Raw genomic sequence first — 17190 nt, forward strand, 5'->3', positions numbered from 1 at the left:
ATTCGCTGCATCCATGCATAAATCCTGCCCCAACCCAGTAGAGTCATCCGTTTTCAATATAATTTACACAACAAAAAACCACCAGGGTCTCCGAGACTCGGGTGGCGACATATATCGTTTAAAAATCAATTAAGCCTAAACTGATTTGCAGGGACTCATTTACTCGTTCCATCATTTCATCATCCAAATGTGTAATCTTGTCAGTAAGACGCTGCTTATCAATCGTCCGAATCTGTTCCAAGAGAATGACGGAATCTCGATCAAAGCCATACATTTTCGCATTAATCTCTACGTGCGTAGGAAGTTTCGCCTTTTGGATCTGAGCCGTGATGGCAGCGACGATTACCGTTGGGCTAAAACGGTTCCCTATATCATTTTGAATAACTAAAACGGGTCTTACTCCCCCTTGTTCAGATCCAACAACCGGAGAGAGATCCGCAAAAAATACATCGCCACGTTTAACAATCACCGGCTACACCCCGCTAACTAAGCGGTCCAAAGTAAGGTCTGCTTCTTCTTCAGCGCCAAATGCCTCCGATGCCATGTTTAAATTAATCTTAGCCATTTCCATATAGCCTTTTTGCATGGTTTCTCGAATGAAACGCTTTTTACGCTCTTTGAGATACAAGCTCATGGCTTGACGAATTAATTCACTTCGGTTTGATTTTTCTTTTTCAACCACGCCGTCCACTTCTTGTAACAAATGTTGTGGCAGACTAATCATGATTCGCTTTGTATTTGTCTTTGACAAGACAATCCACCTCCAGCCGCTGACCATAACAACCTTAATTAGAAGTTCGACCGTTTTCCATTCATAACAATACCATTATGTCGAACCAGCTTCAAAAATATACCTATATCCGTAAAAAGTAGCGATAATTTGTCTGTTTGTGTGGAGTTCTAACTAAAATTTATTCGTGCTTATCACCAAAAATCCTGCAAAAGAAAAAGTGTAACATATTAACACTTGCATTGAGTTCTTTGGTAAATTTCAACAATCCGTCCGTCACGAAGATAGACTCGCGGCATCCGGGCATTCAGCATGCAGGCTACCTCGTAGTTGATCGTACCAAGAAGCTGTGCCACTTCATCAAGCGAGACCTCCTCATCGCCCTGTTTTCCATACACGACGACCTCGTCACCAACCTCTGCTTCATTATCTTCCAGTCTGACCATCATTTGATCCATGCAAACATTGCCGACGACAGAAGCTCTCTGTCCGTTATGAAGCACCGTTCCACGGTTGGACAGATTCCGCGAAAAACCATCCGCATATCCAATTGGAAGTGTCGCAATCAATTCGTTGGAACCCGCCGTATAGGTTGCTCCGTAGCTGACCGTATACGGATAAGGCATCCGTTTCAAGTGAGTAATTCGTGTTTTAAGACTCAAGGCGCTATGAAGCTCGATGATCCCTAATCGCTTGATGTGGGCAGAAGGATACAATCCGTATAAACCTATTCCGAAACGCACGAGATCATACCCCCATTCTGGAAAAGCAATGGCTGCCGCCGAATTGCAGCAGTGAACCCGAGGCAAGGAATAACCGGCATCTCTCAACACGGATAACATTTCTTGAAAGCGATCGTGCTGTGCTCGGACATGAGTAAGATCCTCTTCATCCGCACAGGCAAAATGCGTAAAAATTCCAGACCATTGAAGAAGTGGCGATTGCTGAAGAAGTTCGACAATTGCGAGCAAATCCTCCGTCTCTCGGATTCCGATCCGTCCCATTCCCGTATCCAGCTTTAAATGAATACGCAAATCAGGTAAATCCGATGATTCCTGTTGGCAAATCTCAGACGCCTGTCGAATCCACTCCGAATGATAGACCGTCAGCTGTACATCGTGTTTTCTTGCTTGACGAATCGAGTCGATCGGCGTATACCCGAGAACCAGTATCGGTGCCGTGATCCCGGCGTTTCGAAGCAAAATAGCCTCATCTATCATGGCTACCGCCAATTCACTAGCACCTGCCGCTAACGCTTCCCGAGCAACCTGAACAGCTCCATGACCATACCCATCCGCTTTGACGACTGCCATAATCGCTGTTTTTTCTGAAAGATGGTTTCTCAGTGACGTAACATTTGCTCGAATTGCGTCCAAATCAATTTCGATCCAAGTATCTCGACAATAAGTCTTCATCTCTATCGCCTCGTTTTAACGCTTTTTCACGCTTTTTCACGCTTTTCTCACGCTTCAATTCATTCAATCATTTATTGTTAGTTTCATTTATCGCCTTTTTGATTTCTTTTGAAACAAAGCTAACCTCTCCTCTAAATGAGAAAGAAACTCACGGGAAACCATTAAGGATTCACGTTTGCCATTTAATTTATAGAAGTGGCGTCCCTGGATAAGCGGTTCCACTTGATCGAGTGAATAGGCCGTTTCTTTACCCGAAATGGAGACGATTAACTGTGTTTTAGTAAGGGTGTACCTGGGTCGCAGCACCATTTTGTAAAAAAACGGAGCTAATCCGACAACCGCAATCGCAATGGAAATCGCAATTACTTTAAACGTACCGCTTTTTGCATCTATAAAATTAGAGGCAAATAGCATGCCAAATAAAAAAAGGCAGGTCTCAAGGATTCGTAATTTCAGACTTTTCCGCATCAACAGATCGGAATAGCCTGATTCCGATTGAAAGAGTATTTCATCGTTGGATTTCTTCATTTGACTTCGGTCACCTCACGTCTAGGCTATGACGTATCTTATCGCTTTTTGGGCGGGTGTGTCAATGTAAGAAAAGAGCATTGTCCCTTTTCGCTCTGTGGAGGTTCGCATAGAAGTTGGGAAGTCCGCTCTCTCTCTCCGAAAGGGAGCCGCCAAACGCTTCGCGCCCCTGCGGGGTTGGGTGGCGACTCTTTTCCCTTTCTCCTTTCTTTCGCTAAGCATCACCTCCAAGGAGACTGTGTTTCGACCCCCCGATGAGAGGGGGCAAGTGACAATGCTCTTTTCTGTCGTTCGCTGAATGTAAAAAAACCGCCAGCACAACGTGCCAGCAGTTTTTGATGGGTAAGCTTGCATTATTTACCGCCTTGTCCGTACGTGGCTTTGGCCACTTTCACCATTTCTTCCTCCGGTAAGTCACCCGCTAGCGTAAATTCTACGCCGTCAAGCTCCCATGTGAGCGCTCGATAGTTCTCCGTGCTTTGCGTCAATACGCCAATGGTGAAATCGAGATTCATTGGCTCTCCATTTTCATAGGAGACGGTTGCCGCAGTTGGACGTGATTCGAGCAATTTGTAATTGTACGCCCCTTTATACTGTAAAACGATGGTCCGCTCACCATTCCGCTTAATTGGTTCAACTCCTACTTGATGAACACCTTCTGGCAGATAAGTTGGCTCAATGACGCCAAAATCTTTGTTCGGGTGTTTCTTGGCACTTCCCTGGGCAAGAGTAGGAATTGCGTTAATGGCGCTCGTCATGTTGCGATCCTTTTCAAACGCATCTTTATCAAAAGCTGGGTCAAACGTAAAATCATTAAATTGGATTTCCACCAATTTGTTCATATTGTTATCCATAATTTCTGCCTTAGCCGGTTTAAAATCTTGCGTTAACCAGATTTTTTGTTTGGTAAGGGAGCGATTTCCGCTGTAGTTTGCTTTCACTTCAAAAACGTATTGCTTGTTATCCATTTTCAATTGACGTTCTGTGTCGTCTACAATACTTCTGACGAGCGTTTCATACAGATAAAGTGGTCCATTGTTTTCCGGCCAGCCGCTTTGGAAACGGAAGCTTTTGTTCAAATGCGGGGTCAGCACGAAGACACCTTCATCATTGCGCAAAATAATCTGGGTAATGTTCCGTTGTTTGGATGTGAGCGCCACCCGATAATTGGTTGGTTTGGCATACCAAACTTGAACATCATACTGCTGCGGTGTTGAACCAGTTTGCAAAGTAAGCACCGCACTCGTCTTATACCCCGTCATTTTGTTCAGGGTACTGCTCAAATCTCCTACTACATCTTCCGGCGACTTCTGTCCAAAGCAACCCCCTGTGAAAACGGAAAGGACAAGCAGTAGTGCTAACCATAAAGCTCCCCGTCTCATCGTTATAACCCTCCTCATCTATTTTCGACAAAGAAGGGCGCCCTGTCTATTTCCTAGGAAATTTGTCAGGCTAAGTTCACAGCTCAGGAATCGTGTCATCACCTAAATCACCAAGTCTGTAAGAACATGTCGCAGGCCATAAGCTTGACTCAATATCGCTCGAACTGGAATCGAACCCAACACCTTCCTGTTCAAGATCAGGGTAGTCCCTCCTAATCTATGCGATATATACTTATGACCCTTCTCGTCCCAATATGCAGACAAGTTAAATTCGTTCGATCACCACATAAGCAATCGCAAACGTGCGGCTATGCGAAATCGTTAGATGGATATTGCTTCGATCAGCAAGCGAATGCTCCGTAAGCACTCTCTGACTTAAAACGACAGTGGGTTTCCCCATCGAATCTGGGATAATCTCCATGTCTTGAAAGCTTAGCAGCCTTCCAATGCCTGTCCCTAAGGCTTTGGCTACCGCTTCCTTGGCTGCAAATCGACCCGCTACAAACTCGACGGTTCGCTCCGCCGATCGATTGGCAAGATAAGTTTGTTCTCTTTCTGTGAGAATCCGATTCAAAAATGAGCCTTTTCGTTGGATTAAAGCAGCAATCCGATCAATTTCCACAATATCTGAACCTACCCCAATAATCATAGATACGACTCCTTCACCAAATAATTCCGGTAGTTCTTTATGTATACTGGCACGATACCATATGTCTTGAAAAAAAGAAAAGACTTCGTCCCTTTTCGCTCTGTGGAAGTTCGCAATGAAGTGGGAAAGTCCGCTCTTTCACTACGAAAGGGAGTCGCCAAACGCTTCGCGCCCCTAAAGGGGTTGGGTGGCGACTCTTATCCCTTTCTCCGTTCTTTCCCTCGGCATCACTTCCAAGGAGACTACAAGCGACGAAATCTTTTCTTGGCGGGCTTACGCGAAAGGATAAGTTGAATTACTTTACTACTGTAAAGCAATTGAACTTTCGAGTATTAATTAGAAAACCCCCATGCTAGATGGGGGTTCTCACTCGATTACTCAGTTGCGTTGTTTTGTTGAGAAGCACGTGCAGCAGATTGTTGGTTTTGCTTACGAACCTGCGCTACGTTGGTCTCACTTGCAAATTCTGTAGCAGTGGATTGGCTAGCTGCGCGAGCTGCTGCGTTAGCTGATGCGTTAGCAGGAGTCGCTGCTGGGTTCATTTGATTGCTTTTCGCCATTTCAAAATCACCTCCTCGACATTGCTGACCTTAATTTGTACAGCAACACCGAGTCGTATCCACACACTATTTTCCTGTTTTGCCAGTAAGTTAAAACATAATGATAAGCGCTACAGGGAATTATTTAAAAGAAATTCTTGCAGTTAATTGGCGACAACCGAAACAGTTTGTTCTCGTAAACGTTCTACGTACTGTTTGAATGTGGGCAGCTGTTGCAGAATTTGGGCAACAACCGGTGTGCTTTCCGCATTAATGGAATAGAACACCCATGCTCCTTTGCGTGTTTCTTTTACTAGACCGTGCGAACGCAGTTTGGCAAGATGTTGGGACACTGATGGTTGCGACGCCTGCAAGATTTCCACAAGATCTCGTACACACATGGACTGAACATAAAGTAAAGCCATAATGGTGAGACGCGTTTTATCTCCCAATAGTTTAAATATATCGGCCATGTACAAGATTTGCATCATATCCGTGGGTTCCATCTTTACCCCGCCTTTGCTTTTGTTTATACGCTAATCAGTATACTATAGGTATCACAAATGCTTCAATAGATGCCGATTTTTGGCGGGGTATGCATTCATAGGGTCTGCTGCTTGAAGGATGATACGATGTGATCGGCCGTTCTTGCCGCCAAGGCCATGACGGTGTTGGTCGGATTACTTCCCGACGAGGTGACGAAAATACTAGCCCCCGCTAGATACAAGTTTGGAATATCATGACTTTGACCGAATGAATTGACGACTGACGATCTCGGATCATTCCCCATGCGACACCCTCCCATCAGATGAGCCGTATCATCTACAACATGGGCAGGTTTTCCCCCCATTGCATGGATTAATTCATTCATCTGGTCAATTGCATGAGCAATCAGCTTGCGATCATTCTCTCCGTAAGTAAAGGTTACTTTGGCGCGCGGAATGCCGTACTCGTCCTTCTCGTTGGTAAGCGTAACATCGTTGGCCGGATTCGGAAGCACTTCCCCTACCAGCGTAATCCGAGCATATTGGTTGTAATCCAACATCGCTTCCCGCAGTTCTTTTCCCCATAGCATTTTCCCGTCCATCCGTTGGCTAGCGATGCCTGTCGCTATAGCAACGGGCCTGGATCCATGAGCGCTCAGTGTATACCCTCTGGCAAATCCCCGCTTTTGGTCTGTCTCATAAAAATGCTGAGTCAAGGCCAAAACGGGAGTTCCTTTATAAATACGGACTTCATCCGATAAAATTCCATAAACATCCTGACTGCTGTGAGGCATGATCGCTTTTCCCACCCAGCCGCTGGAGTTGGCCAGTCCATTTGGAAAATGAGGAGTGGCTGAATGCAACAAGAGCCTTGGAGTCTCCACAACGAAGCCTGCCAGGATAAAAACCTGCGCCGTTTGTCTATAGGTCGTGTCGCCATGACGAAATACGACAGAAGTAATTTTGCTTCCATCGGTTTCAAGTAAAGTCACCATACAATCCGATAAGATCTCTGCGCCGTGTTCAATCGCTTTGGGGATATGGTGGATAAGCCCGCTATACTTGGCGTTGGGCATACAGCCTTGATTACAGAAACCGCGATTAATACATGGTGGACGACCATCAAAAGGCGCCGACAAAATCGCTAACGGAGCTACGACACTGTCATAGCCAAGTTTCTCGCAGGCTTCACGAAACAATTGCGAATTGGCACTGATCGGCTCGCGCACAGGATAGGGGTAAGGGCCGTTGAAAGAACCCCACGGAAAATGGTCAGGACCAGAAACCGCAATATCCTTCTCAATCTTGTCGTAATAGGGAGCCAAATCCTCATAACGAATCGGCCAATCCTCGCCTACACCGTCTACTGTATGCGTCATAAAGTCACTCTCGTGAAACCGCAAAAAGACGCCGGTAAAATGAACCGTACCTCCCCCTACACCCCTTCCTGAATTGTTATGCCCCATAGACAAGGGATTATCGCCAGCCACAATCCGCGTATCCTGCCAAGCTAGATTACGCGTGGCAAGCTCGTCACTTGCGAAGTCCGTTTGCGGATTCCAGAATGGACCTGCTTCAATCACGACAACCTTCAAACCGGCTTTGGCCAATTCGAAGGCCAGGACACCACCCGCCGCACCCGCTCCGACAATACATACATCTGCCCCGTCCGCGTATTTCCGCTTGTCCAATTGATTGGAGCGATGCCCCGCATAGTGAAGGCTATGATGCGTGACACGATCATGATTTTCCATTCTTTTTCGCCTCCCAAGGGTCTACCAAACCTTTCTCAACTCGAACGTACCCTCGTGGGTATGCAGGCCCTCCGTAGCCAATATCGGACCAAACAATCGGATGAGAGTAGTAGGCTTCCACGACCTTCTTTAAAAGCTTCTTGAAAAATTCGGGGTACTCTTGTTCCGTTGCCCGGAGCACCTCTGTTTGTTGATCCCATTTCAACGTGACAAAATTCGTTCCATACGCTTGATGACTAAGCAGCTCCATCCTGCCGAGCCCATCCCGGAAGAGTGCTTTCTGCACAAGGACGTCCTGTTTACGCTGACTCTCGCCAATTTCACTCGCCAGGGATTCGTCCAGATGCTGCAAGACATAGGTTGTGACCTCCAACCGCTGATCATCTACAAGCAAATAGATCGCAGCCTGTAACGTCATCGCTTCTTCACTGTTGAGATACTGATAGATCACTTGTGGTGTTTTTCGTTTCATTACGATAGAACGTGTATGCTCATCCCATTCCTGATGTTCTTCCCAGACGTCATAGCCAGGATATTGACTCTCTCTCGACATAAGCTACCTCCAATAAAGCGCGAGTAGGCCGACTGCGCCGATTGCCGTAATTAAGGTCGGAAGTATAATAGGCGGACCCACAAGAAAGTTCTGCCTCTGGGAATATCCCCCAACCCGCTGCCTTACACCGACCGTGTGCCGATAAGCGCCGAATCCCCCCGCAAAAACCGATACCCACATCAAAATGGTAAACAAGACCTTCATCCACGTGACCGGGTAAAAGGCAAGCAACAGGGAAACAACTCCATCAACCGGCGTCGCCAGTACGGGAATCCACATCGACCAATGGTGGAAATTTTGCCGGGAATGAAACATGGTCACCTGAACAAAAATTAATAGAAACGCTAACCCTACAAACAAAAGCAAAACTCTTTCCAAAGGCCAGCCAACCCACATAATACGTACCTCCATTGAACATGGATTCTATTACCTAATCCAATTGTTTCCTTACCGAGAGGGGTCTCATACATAAAAAACTCCCCCTTCCATGAAGAAAGGGAGAGTAAATCGCTTGTTCATGCTATTATCCGAATCGACCCGTAATGTAATCCTCTGTTCGCTTGTCGCATGGGTTCTGGAAGATCACTGGAGTCGCATCATACTCAACAAGGTCACCGTTTAAGAAGAAGGCCGTTTTATCAGAGATCCGCGCGGCTTGCTGCATATTATGAGTGACAATCACAATCGTATAGGATGTTTTCAGTTCATCAAGAAGCTCTTCGATTTTGGCTGTAGAAATCGGATCAAGCGCGGAGGTTGGTTCATCCATGAGAATGATCTTGGGTTGAACGGCCAGCGCTCGCGCTATACAGAGACGCTGTTGTTGTCCACCTGACAAGCCATGTGCGGGTTTTTTCAACACGTCTTTCACCTCATCCCACAATGCGGAGGACTTGAGGCTTGTTTCCACGAGCTCATCCAATGTGGTTCGATTGGTTATGCCATGAAGTTTAGGGCCGTACGCTATATTTTCATAGATGCTTTTGGGAAACGGGTTAGGCTGCTGAAAAACCATCCCAATATTTTTGCGAAGCTCTTCCACTTCTATCTTCGAATCATAGATATCTTGTCCGTTTACTTGCACGCTGCCTGTAATTCGCACATTGGGAATCGTATCATTCATTCGGTTCAAGGTCCGTAAAAAGGTAGATTTACCGCAACCAGAAGGTCCAATTAAAGCCGTAATGCTATTTTCTTGCATATCCATACTAATATTCAGCAGGGCATGGTGTTTGCCATAGTAGAGGTTGAGATCACGAACGTCTATGATGTTCACTAGAAGGACTCCCCTTTATCCAACAGACTTGAGAAACCTCCCGACGATGGGCCGGGGCGTAATTTATGTGTATCAATTCGTCCAGATGTGGATCAAATCAGCATACTCAAAACAATTTATCATGTTTACAATATCAGGTGAATGTTGTGATTCTGTTTATGTTTTGTAAAGTTTAGATGAAATCAAAATAAGTCATTCACCCTTATTATTTAGCTAATGTAAACTTTATTTAAAGATTTTGCCAATTGTATCGACTCCCTCTACAGCCAAACTTACAATAGACCTGTGTTTAGGAAGACAGAGGAGTGTTGAAATTGAAGAAGAGATTCACCAAACGAAATCGTTCCATCTTGCTTCGTCTATTCTTTGGTATATCTTCAATTGTATTGGTCATGATGATCATCATGGCAGCAAGTATTGGCTATGAGGCCAAAACCATCGTGGATCAAAAAACACAAAACTTGCTTGCCCAAGCCACGACAAGTTCCATTCAAGCCGTTAATTCCCGCTTAGATTCTATTCTTTCTTCTTTAAATACATATACAATGATTGCCAAGCATAATACGATCACCAATGGACAAGCCTTTGATATTTTTACGGATATTGTAAACCAAAACAAAGATATATCCGAAATTCAATACGCGACCATCGATGGTAAATATATTACGTACCCGGGGTCACCTACGGATAGTAATTATGACCCGCGTAATACAGACTGGTACAAGGGTGCAATTGAGTCGAAAGGAGCCTATATCTCCGACGTCTTCCGCTTTTCCCAAACAGAGTTCCCCAAGATCGCGATCTCTATCCCGGTGTATACAGAAGATGAACAGATCAAAGGTGTCGTGGTTTCCTTCGTATCTGTATCCAAACTAAGTGAGTTCATTAAATCCATTCATATTGGTGAGACTGGATACGTTTTTGTAGTCGACCAAAAAGGAAACCTTATCGCTCACCCTAACCAACAATATGTATTATCCAATCCATCCTTAAAGGATCTAAATATTGTACGTGATGTGATAGCTGGACATTCCGGAATCGGACAGATGGAACAGCAGAATACATCGTATACATCAGCCTATGACTTCAATCCCAAGCTCCGATGGGGATTCCTCGTCGCACAGGCAGATTCGGAAGCGAAAAAAGACATATATAAGCTGCAATCCGTTACGCTTGTCGTCTCCGTGCTTAGTTTGGTACTCCTCTCTACCGTACTCTGGCTTTATGTTCGAAAAATGGTCGTTCCGATCAAAGAAGTCCAGCAAAAAATTGAGAAATTCAGCGAGGGAGATCTGACACAAACGATCTGCGTCCAGACACAAGATGAAATTCAGCATTTGGCGGAAAGCTTCAATGGAATGAGTCAAAAGCTCTCCCATATCATTACTCGTATCTCCTGTGTCATCAACAATGTCAAATCCATCGCCCAGAACGTCTCGACAAGTTCTCAGATTACGTTCGCCACACAGATGAATGTTGTCTCGATGACGGATCATCTGGCATCGGAAATTGAAGTACAACGAGAGCAAATGAACCAAATTCGTACCACAGTAGATGAGATCACCAACGAAATAAGCACCATAAAAGAAAACATCGATGAAGCGTCCCGCCTTGGAGATGAAGCTCAAAACCAAACCTTGCAAGCGACGGAAGCCGTGAATCACTTACAGAAGGATATGGGAAGAATCGTGGATGACATGCAGTCTTCCCATCTCGCGTTCGCTGATCTCAATCAAAGTATTCAAGCGGTTACGCTTATTCTTTCTACCATCATCACGATCTCCAAGCGAACCAAGCTCCTCTCCCTTAACGCTCGAATCGAGGCGTCCCGAGCTGGCCAACACGGTCTGGGGTTCGGTGTGGTCGCAGACGAAATTCGAGCTCTATCGGAGCAAACAGAACTTGCGACATCCGAAATCGAGCAAGTTTTGAATCAAGTTCAAGATAAATTACAGACTGTGGCCACCCGACTAACACAAACCGATAAGGCCTCCGTTGAAGGAATTGAAACATTAGACTCTACTATTGATATTTTCTCCAAGATTGTGAACAGGACGCAGGAGTTGCGTCAAAGGTTGCAAGTTATCGAGCAATTCTCCCAGTCCATTAATACGCAGAGCCTTGTGATAAAAGAAGATGTAGGCAATCTGTACAATTCGTATGAAAATGTGTTCACGGGCTTCCAGCAGGCGGTTGCCTCTACCCAAGAAAGCGCCACAATCTCTCAACAGTTCTCCGATGATTCCAAAGAGTTAATAGAGCTTGTCGAAGGATTGGAGTCAGAGATTTCCTACTTTCAGCTGCGCGATGAAAACCCAGCCCTCTTGGGAGACGGAAACGCAATTTAAGCAGGCTGGCGAGAAGCACCTGCTGGTCATCCGCTGGCCGGCTGCTCACCTTGCTGCTCGTTTACAAACGAAAAGACCCTTGTGCTTCGTGATCAAGCACAAGGGTCTTCGCTTTATCGGACATGTTAGTCGGGGCATGAGATCAACCAAATCGTCCGCTGATGTAATCCTCTGTCTCTTTTCTCGTAGGGTTCGTAAACAGAACAGAGGTATCATTTAACTCAATTAATTCTCCCATAAGGAAGAAAGCCGTTTTATCGGAAATACGCGCAGCTTGATGCATGTTATGGGTAACGATTACAATGGTGTATTCTTCTTTTAATTCCGTGATCAGCTCTTCAATCTTCAATGTGGAGATTGGATCAAGCGCGGAGGCCGGTTCATCCAGCAAAAGAATGGATGGCTGCATGGCAATGGTTCTGGCAATACATAGACGCTGCTGCTGCCCACCTGATAATGAAAGCGCAGAGCTATGCAAGCGATCCTTTACTTCATCCCACAAAGCCGCCTTACGCAAGCTCTGTTCAACAATTTCATCCAGACTTGATTTGTTTTTAGTGCCATGAAATCTTGGGGCAAAGGCTATATTTTCATAAATGGATTTAAAAAATGGATTAGGTCGCTGAAAAACCATCCCTACAATTTGACGGAGTCCTTCAATATTTACATTGTGATTATTCACTTCGGTGTCTTCTATCTTTATGGAACCCGTAACTCGGCAGCCGGATATGAGGTCATTCATTCGATTAATGCTTCGTAAAAAAGTAGACTTCCCACAACCGGACGGACCTATAAAAGCCATGACGGAATTGCGTTCCACTTCCAGGGATACTTCTTTTACCGCCTTCTTCTCCCCGTAATAAACACTAAGATCCTTGGTTTGAATAATTGTATCGGTAGCTTCAAGCGTATTCATCTGAATGGTCATCTCTTCACCTTCTCCCATCTCTTACGCACCGGACGTCATTTTCTTAAACAGCCATCTGCCAAACCATCTAGCCGAAAGATTGAACGTCAAGACAGCCAAAATCAGGATAGCCGCAGCACCGTCAGCCACATCTCTCGCGTCTGGCGTTAAGCCTTCACTGTTTACTTTCCAAATGTGCACGGCCAAGGTTTCTGCCGGTCGGAATGGATTGAGCGGTGATGACGGACCATTCATGGCCATATCGTGGAAATTCAAATCCGGAGAGGACATCCCTGCCGTAAAGAGCAAGGCAGCCGCCTCACCAAAAACGCGTCCAGCCGCTAGAATTGCGCCAGTCAGGATTCCTGGCAACGCAGCAGGAAGAACCACCGAAGTAATGGTACGCCACTTGGAGATTCCCAGCGCCAGACTTGCTTCTTTTTGGCTGGAGGGAACACTCCGCAAAGCATCCTCTGTAATACGCACGAGCAGCGGGAGATTGAAGACGGTGAGCGCTAATGCTCCCGAAATCAATGAATACCCCCAACCGGTCATATTGACAAACACGAGCAATCCGAACAGACCCACGACAATCGAAGGAAGTGAGGACAACACTTCAATACTCAAACGGATAAATTGCGTAAATTTATTATTGGGTGCATATTCAGCCATGTAAATACCGGCGCCAAGGCCCAATGGCAATGCGATGATCATGGTTAACACCAAAAGGTAAAAGGAGTTGAACAATTGAGGGCCGATCCCTCCGCCTGCACTCGAGATATTTGGTGGCGACGTGATGAAATCAAGCGTTAATTTGTGCCAGCCTTTCGTCAAAATGAACCCAAGTAGGATAAACAACAAGACCACGATAAGTATCGCAATCGTCGTTAAGGTAATTGTGGCGATCCGATCTTTGATCCTTGCACTCATTTACTCACCATCTTCTTTCTACCCAGGATGCGAATTAACATGATAAACCCGAAAGACATGAGCAATAGCAAGAGTGCCATCGACCATAAGGCATTGTTGTAGGGTGTACCCTGAATGGTGTTCCCCATGTTCAATGTGATCCCACTCGTTAAGGTATTGGTAGGATCCAGAAGGCTTGTTGGCAATTTGGTCGTATTCCCGATGACCATCTGTACAGCCAAAGCTTCACCAAACGCGCGCGCCATACCCAAAACAATCGCGGTTAAACATCCTGGCATCGCGCTGTGAAGGACGACGTTCCAAATGGTTTGCCATCTGGTAGCCCCTAATGCCAGGGAAGCGTTGCGAATATCTTGCGGAACTGCTTCAATCGCGTCCGTAGCTACACTGGTGACGGTAGGAAGAATCATAATGGCAAGAACAATTCCACCAGCCAGCAAGCTGAATCCCAAGACATCAAACTTGTCACGAATCAGTGGAACCAAAATCGTAAGACCTATATATCCATAAACGACTGACGGAATGCCTACTAGTAATTCAATAACAGGCTTCAGTACTTTTTTTCCGAGAGTTGGGTAAATCTCTGTCATGAAAATCGCTGCCCCAATTCCAAGCGGAGCGGCAATAATCGCCGCAAGAAACGTGACCAAAAATGATCCGACAATGAAAGGAAGCACGCCGAAAAGAGGTGTATCACCCTCTGGATCCCACTTCAGACCCGTAATAAAATCAACAAAATTCACTTTATCCACGAAGAATGTAGATAATCCTTTAGATGCGATAAAATATGTGATTGAAAGAACAACAAGTATTAACAAACCTGCGCATACCATTGTGAGAATTCTCCCTACTGAATTCTCAACATGCTGTTTCTTGTTTTTATTCAACAGTTTATGTTTGATCTCCGATTGATTCGGATGAACGGTTTTATTTCTCTGTGTCACGATCCCTTTTGAGATGGTTGTCCCTTGCGCCCCTTGATGACTCATCATGTACCTCCTCTTTAAACATGAGAATGAGGGGTAGATTCACCCCTCTTCTCTATTTAGAACCTGTCTTGCTCATTCAACTTCTTATTTTTGTGTAAGCTTGCCTGTAGCGTCGCGTTCTACTTTCATATCTGTGATTGGGATAAATTTAAGATTCGTTACAGTACTTTTTTGAACGTCAGGAGAAAGTACATAATCCATGAATGCCTTCGCAGTATCTGTTGCTTCCCCTTTGGTGTACATATGCTCGTACGCCCATACTGGATATTTGTTAGTTGTGATGTTATCAGCAGTTGCTTCTACGCCATCCAATTTCAAAGGTTTTACAGTGTCGTTGATGTAAGAAAGAGCCAAGTAACCGATTGCTCCAGGAGTTTCTGCGATGATTTTGCGAACTGTACCTGAAGAATCTTCTGTAATACCTTCCGCTTCTTCTTTACCACCCAACGCTAAATTGTGGAAAACTGCGCGAGTACCGGAGCTTTTCGGACGGTTAACCAATGTGATTTTCATATCGGCGCCGTTTACTTGTTTCCAGTTTGTGATTTTGCCGGTAAAAATATCGATTAATTGTTGTTTGGTCAGGTTGTCTACGCCTACTTTCGGGCTAACGGCAGCCACGATCCCAACAACGGCTACTTTATGGTCAGTTAGATCACTTGCTGTAATTCCTTTTTTCTCTTCTGCGAAAATATCGGAGTTACCGATTGTTGCAGCGCCGCTTGCCACTTGGCTCAATCCAGTACCGCTTCCGCCGCCTTGTACTTGAATTTGTGCGCCTGCGTTTTTCGCCATGAAGTCTTTTGCAGCTTGTTCAACTAATGGTTGCAAAGCAGTAGATCCAACCGCTGTGATTGGCGCGCCTGTTTTTGTTTCAGAGGCAGCTGGCTGTTGAGTATTAGATTGTGCAGGAGCTGGTTGAGCATTGCTTCCGCCGCCGCAACCGGTCAAGAGCATTCCAACTGATAGTACACAAGCCATGAAAATGGATGAAATCTTTTTCAAGGTAAAGCCCCCTTAACGATTTTGCTGAATTCTTTCAACACTTGTAATAGTACTTGATAAGCTTAAAGAGACGATTAAGGGAATATTAAAGGATTGTTAAGATTAAACGTGAGAAGATTTACATAAGGAAATATCCCCCCGTATTTCTATTGAATTAGCTTTATTATTCCAGCATCATAAAGAAATTATTTCAGTCTTCACTTTCATCTGCGGATTCTCTGACTGGAAGAGATGGGAAACGATCGGAAGTTCAAGAATACTGCGATCCTTACCAGGTCCGTAGTAATCGGATTCCGTATGTCTCACGCGGAAGCCGTACGCTTCTAAAGCTTTAATGGATGGTATATTAGTGTCTTTCACTGTGACCAGCACGCGCTGAAGATTGGGAAATTGCCGAAGAGAAATTAGCCTCGTCTCTATAAATTTCTTGCCGATCCCCATCCCTTGGTACTCGCTGGAGACATTGCTGAACAATAACCAGCCGGTCGTTTGATACATATCAATCCCCGCGCAACAAAATCCAATCAAGCGCTCCTGAACGGTGGCTTTAAATATAAGGTCGGGAAACAGCTCAAAGTATTTTTTCAACTCGTGTAAATTCATACGATCTGGTATGGTTACATCGGCCAATTGAATCATGTCATGAAAATCATCTCTGGTTGCTAATGAAATATATACTTCCATTGTGATTGCCCCCACCTTTATGTCCGAATAGCACCAGTTTACTAACCGCATATGAAGATCCTGTGGCGAGAGTGTAAATAATACTTGAATAAGGCTTGGCCCATTGAATAAGGATTTCACGATATGGAGATGATGGTATTGACCAACATTCTAGGAGTGTGGAAGCTGTGGACAAACTTGCTTTAATTCTTGTCATCATTGGGGCTGTAAACTGGGGACTCATTGGCTTATTTCATCTGGACTTGGTTGCCGCCATTTTTGGAGGTTCAACCTCCATTGGCAGTCGGGTGATCTATTCCCTCGTAGGTCTTGCCGGGATTTACTCGATTAAGTTTCTTGTGGCTGAGCGGGCCCGATCATAAGAAAAGAAGCTCACACCCTATTCGGTGTGAGCTTCTTACGTTTATTCAGTGCGGTCTTTACTGCTGCAAGTCTTTTCTGGTTAACGGCACGCTCGTGTCCATATGGCCCATGAGGGAATCGGTGGGCTTACCGTCGACCAGAATGACGATTTTCTGGATTTCCGGGAATTGAAAGAAGCTTTTCATTAAAGCATCCATCGCATATAATTCCCCGGTGGAGCCAAGGTTGTACACGTTTTTCCCGGAAGCGTCAATGGTCAGCTGACCTTCCTTGAACTTGATTGAATGGTACTGAAATTTGTCCCAAAGCGCCTCATGGCCTTTTTTTCCTGGATGCCCCAACAGAGCCAACACTTGCTCGTATTTCTCGTGGTTATCTTGATACGTGATTTCATGCTGCTCTTCTTCAAGATTCGTAGCATCTGGATTGCTGTAATACACTTTGATCTGCGCCTTCTCCTTAGCCTTTTGTGGCTCTGGCTGAGGCTCGGTTGGTTGAGTAGTAGAGGCAGAAGAATTCGCTGTCTGCTTTGGTGTCGTATCAACGGTCTGCTTTTGAGCTGGAGCGGTGCCACAAGCCGTCAAAACACTGATTAAGGTAACGATCACGAGTGATCGAAGCAACTGTTTCATGAGTTGACCTCCTGTTATCCA

Annotated in this window: 20 protein-coding genes; 2 read left to right on the forward strand and 18 right to left on the reverse strand. The window is 45.2% G+C overall.

Going from position 1 to position 17190, the window contains the following annotated elements; translation table 11 throughout:
• Nucleotides 1-118 precede the first annotated feature (118 nt).
• The 12 genes from ACQCN2_RS21885 to pstB (ACQCN2_RS21940) all read right to left on the reverse strand — a co-directional run bounded on the left by ACQCN2_RS21885 (nucleotide 119) and on the right by pstB (ACQCN2_RS21940) (nucleotide 9311).
• Nucleotides 119-469: a type II toxin-antitoxin system PemK/MazF family toxin gene (locus tag ACQCN2_RS21885; protein ID WP_426931089.1), complete on the reverse strand. Its 351-nt coding sequence runs from the start codon at nucleotides 467-469 to the stop codon at nucleotides 119-121.
• 3 nt (nucleotides 470-472) lie between these two features.
• Entirely contained in the window at nucleotides 473-778 is a 306-nt protein-coding gene (locus ACQCN2_RS21890; protein WP_426931090.1) for a CopG family ribbon-helix-helix protein, read from the reverse strand.
• Nucleotides 779-960: 182 nt separating this feature from the next.
• The gene (gene alr / locus ACQCN2_RS21895) at nucleotides 961-2145 is read right to left on the reverse strand and encodes an alanine racemase (protein ID WP_426931091.1); all 1185 of its coding nucleotides are present in this window, start codon (nucleotides 2143-2145) and stop codon (nucleotides 961-963) included.
• Nucleotides 2146-2232: 87 nt separating this feature from the next.
• The gene (locus tag ACQCN2_RS21900; RefSeq protein ID WP_426931092.1) at nucleotides 2233-2673 is read right to left on the reverse strand and encodes a hypothetical protein; all 441 of its coding nucleotides are present in this window, start codon (nucleotides 2671-2673) and stop codon (nucleotides 2233-2235) included.
• A gap of 353 nt (nucleotides 2674-3026) precedes the next feature.
• On the reverse strand, nucleotides 3027-4055 hold the full coding sequence (locus tag ACQCN2_RS21905) for a DUF4367 domain-containing protein (protein WP_426931093.1): 1029 nt from the start codon (nucleotides 4053-4055) through the stop codon (nucleotides 3027-3029).
• 265 nt (nucleotides 4056-4320) lie between these two features.
• On the reverse strand, nucleotides 4321-4704 hold the full coding sequence (gene acpS / locus ACQCN2_RS21910) for a holo-ACP synthase (protein ID WP_426931094.1): 384 nt from the start codon (nucleotides 4702-4704) through the stop codon (nucleotides 4321-4323).
• A 374-nt stretch (nucleotides 4705-5078) separates the two neighbouring features.
• Nucleotides 5079-5264 (reverse strand): gamma-type small acid-soluble spore protein, encoded by a 186-nt coding sequence (locus ACQCN2_RS21915; protein ID WP_426931095.1) that lies wholly within the window; start codon nucleotides 5262-5264, stop codon nucleotides 5079-5081.
• A gap of 143 nt (nucleotides 5265-5407) precedes the next feature.
• On the reverse strand, nucleotides 5408-5749 hold the full coding sequence (locus ACQCN2_RS21920; RefSeq protein WP_426931096.1) for an ArsR/SmtB family transcription factor: 342 nt from the start codon (nucleotides 5747-5749) through the stop codon (nucleotides 5408-5410).
• A gap of 95 nt (nucleotides 5750-5844) precedes the next feature.
• The gene (locus ACQCN2_RS21925) at nucleotides 5845-7482 is read right to left on the reverse strand and encodes a GMC family oxidoreductase (protein WP_426931097.1); all 1638 of its coding nucleotides are present in this window, start codon (nucleotides 7480-7482) and stop codon (nucleotides 5845-5847) included.
• Nucleotides 7469-8035 carry a gluconate 2-dehydrogenase subunit 3 family protein gene (locus ACQCN2_RS21930; RefSeq protein ID WP_426931098.1) on the reverse strand — a complete coding sequence of 189 codons (567 nt, stop codon included), beginning with the start codon at nucleotides 8033-8035 and terminating at the stop codon, nucleotides 7469-7471. The genes ACQCN2_RS21925 and ACQCN2_RS21930 overlap by 14 nt, the downstream gene beginning before the upstream one ends.
• A gap of 3 nt (nucleotides 8036-8038) precedes the next feature.
• Nucleotides 8039-8431 carry a hypothetical protein gene (locus ACQCN2_RS21935; RefSeq protein ID WP_426931099.1) on the reverse strand — a complete coding sequence of 131 codons (393 nt, stop codon included), beginning with the start codon at nucleotides 8429-8431 and terminating at the stop codon, nucleotides 8039-8041.
• A 127-nt stretch (nucleotides 8432-8558) separates the two neighbouring features.
• Nucleotides 8559-9311 carry a phosphate ABC transporter ATP-binding protein PstB gene (pstB, locus tag ACQCN2_RS21940; protein ID WP_426931100.1) on the reverse strand — a complete coding sequence of 251 codons (753 nt, stop codon included), beginning with the start codon at nucleotides 9309-9311 and terminating at the stop codon, nucleotides 8559-8561.
• Nucleotides 9312-9625: 314 nt separating this feature from the next.
• On the opposite strand from pstB (ACQCN2_RS21940), the gene ACQCN2_RS21945 reads away from it, so the two are divergent.
• Nucleotides 9626-11659: a methyl-accepting chemotaxis protein gene (locus tag ACQCN2_RS21945; protein ID WP_426931101.1), complete on the forward strand. Its 2034-nt coding sequence runs from the start codon at nucleotides 9626-9628 to the stop codon at nucleotides 11657-11659.
• 142 nt (nucleotides 11660-11801) lie between these two features.
• Here the strand turns inward: ACQCN2_RS21945 and pstB (ACQCN2_RS21950) are convergent, their stop codons facing one another.
• From pstB (ACQCN2_RS21950) to ACQCN2_RS21970, 5 genes are all read right to left on the reverse strand, one after another.
• The gene (gene pstB, locus ACQCN2_RS21950) at nucleotides 11802-12575 is read right to left on the reverse strand and encodes a phosphate ABC transporter ATP-binding protein PstB (protein WP_426931187.1); all 774 of its coding nucleotides are present in this window, start codon (nucleotides 12573-12575) and stop codon (nucleotides 11802-11804) included.
• A 33-nt stretch (nucleotides 12576-12608) separates the two neighbouring features.
• The gene (gene pstA / locus ACQCN2_RS21955) at nucleotides 12609-13496 is read right to left on the reverse strand and encodes a phosphate ABC transporter permease PstA (protein WP_426931102.1); all 888 of its coding nucleotides are present in this window, start codon (nucleotides 13494-13496) and stop codon (nucleotides 12609-12611) included.
• Complete coding sequence (gene pstC / locus ACQCN2_RS21960; protein ID WP_426931188.1) at nucleotides 13493-14485, reverse strand: phosphate ABC transporter permease subunit PstC; 993 nt, start codon at nucleotides 14483-14485, stop codon at nucleotides 13493-13495. The genes pstA and pstC overlap by 4 nt, the downstream gene beginning before the upstream one ends.
• Before the next feature lie 84 nt (nucleotides 14486-14569).
• The gene (locus ACQCN2_RS21965; protein WP_426931103.1) at nucleotides 14570-15490 is read right to left on the reverse strand and encodes a phosphate ABC transporter substrate-binding protein PstS family protein; all 921 of its coding nucleotides are present in this window, start codon (nucleotides 15488-15490) and stop codon (nucleotides 14570-14572) included.
• Between the two features lie 174 nt (nucleotides 15491-15664).
• Nucleotides 15665-16174, reverse strand: coding sequence for a GNAT family N-acetyltransferase (locus ACQCN2_RS21970; RefSeq protein ID WP_426931104.1), 510 nt, complete (start codon nucleotides 16172-16174; stop codon nucleotides 15665-15667).
• A gap of 167 nt (nucleotides 16175-16341) precedes the next feature.
• Between ACQCN2_RS21970 and ACQCN2_RS21975 the strand changes: the two genes are divergently transcribed.
• Entirely contained in the window at nucleotides 16342-16536 is a 195-nt protein-coding gene (locus ACQCN2_RS21975) for a DUF378 domain-containing protein (protein ID WP_426931105.1), read from the forward strand.
• 57 nt (nucleotides 16537-16593) lie between these two features.
• Here the strand turns inward: ACQCN2_RS21975 and ACQCN2_RS21980 are convergent, their stop codons facing one another.
• Complete coding sequence (locus ACQCN2_RS21980; RefSeq protein ID WP_426931106.1) at nucleotides 16594-17169, reverse strand: GerMN domain-containing protein; 576 nt, start codon at nucleotides 17167-17169, stop codon at nucleotides 16594-16596.
• Between the last annotated feature and the right edge of the window lie 21 nt (nucleotides 17170-17190).

It is taken from the genome of Brevibacillus ginsengisoli (genome assembly GCF_050113715.1).
In the GTDB taxonomy this organism is placed as follows: domain Bacteria; phylum Bacillota; class Bacilli; order Brevibacillales; family Brevibacillaceae; genus Brevibacillus_H; species Brevibacillus_H ginsengisoli.

Excerpts from the sequence above, each read along its gene's own strand:
- ACQCN2_RS21890 (WP_426931090.1), bottom strand. The coding sequence starts at position 778 with ATGGTCAGCGGCTGGAGGTGGATTGTCTTGTCAAAGACAAATACAAAG.
- alr (WP_426931091.1), bottom strand. The coding sequence starts at position 2,145 with ATGAAGACTTATTGTCGAGATACTTGGATCGAAATTGATTTGGACGCA.
- ACQCN2_RS21900 (WP_426931092.1), bottom strand. The coding sequence starts at position 2,673 with ATGAAGAAATCCAACGATGAAATACTCTTTCAATCGGAATCAGGCTAT.
- ACQCN2_RS21905 (WP_426931093.1), bottom strand. The coding sequence starts at position 4,055 with ATGAGACGGGGAGCTTTATGGTTAGCACTACTGCTTGTCCTTTCCGTT.
- acpS (WP_426931094.1), bottom strand. The coding sequence starts at position 4,704 with ATGATTATTGGGGTAGGTTCAGATATTGTGGAAATTGATCGGATTGCT.
- ACQCN2_RS21915 (WP_426931095.1), bottom strand. The coding sequence starts at position 5,264 with ATGGCGAAAAGCAATCAAATGAACCCAGCAGCGACTCCTGCTAACGCA.
- ACQCN2_RS21920 (WP_426931096.1), bottom strand. The coding sequence starts at position 5,749 with ATGGAACCCACGGATATGATGCAAATCTTGTACATGGCCGATATATTT.
- ACQCN2_RS21925 (WP_426931097.1), bottom strand. The coding sequence starts at position 7,482 with ATGGAAAATCATGATCGTGTCACGCATCATAGCCTTCACTATGCGGGG.
- ACQCN2_RS21930 (WP_426931098.1), bottom strand. The coding sequence starts at position 8,035 with ATGTCGAGAGAGAGTCAATATCCTGGCTATGACGTCTGGGAAGAACAT.
- ACQCN2_RS21935 (WP_426931099.1), bottom strand. The coding sequence starts at position 8,431 with ATGTGGGTTGGCTGGCCTTTGGAAAGAGTTTTGCTTTTGTTTGTAGGG.
- pstB (WP_426931187.1), bottom strand. The coding sequence starts at position 12,575 with ATGAATACGCTTGAAGCTACCGATACAATTATTCAAACCAAGGATCTT.
- pstA (WP_426931102.1), bottom strand. The coding sequence starts at position 13,496 with ATGAGTGCAAGGATCAAAGATCGGATCGCCACAATTACCTTAACGACG.
- pstC (WP_426931188.1), bottom strand. The coding sequence starts at position 14,485 with ATGAGTCATCAAGGGGCGCAAGGGACAACCATCTCAAAAGGGATCGTG.
- ACQCN2_RS21970 (WP_426931104.1), bottom strand. The coding sequence starts at position 16,174 with ATGGAAGTATATATTTCATTAGCAACCAGAGATGATTTTCATGACATG.
- ACQCN2_RS21980 (WP_426931106.1), bottom strand. The coding sequence starts at position 17,169 with ATGAAACAGTTGCTTCGATCACTCGTGATCGTTACCTTAATCAGTGTT.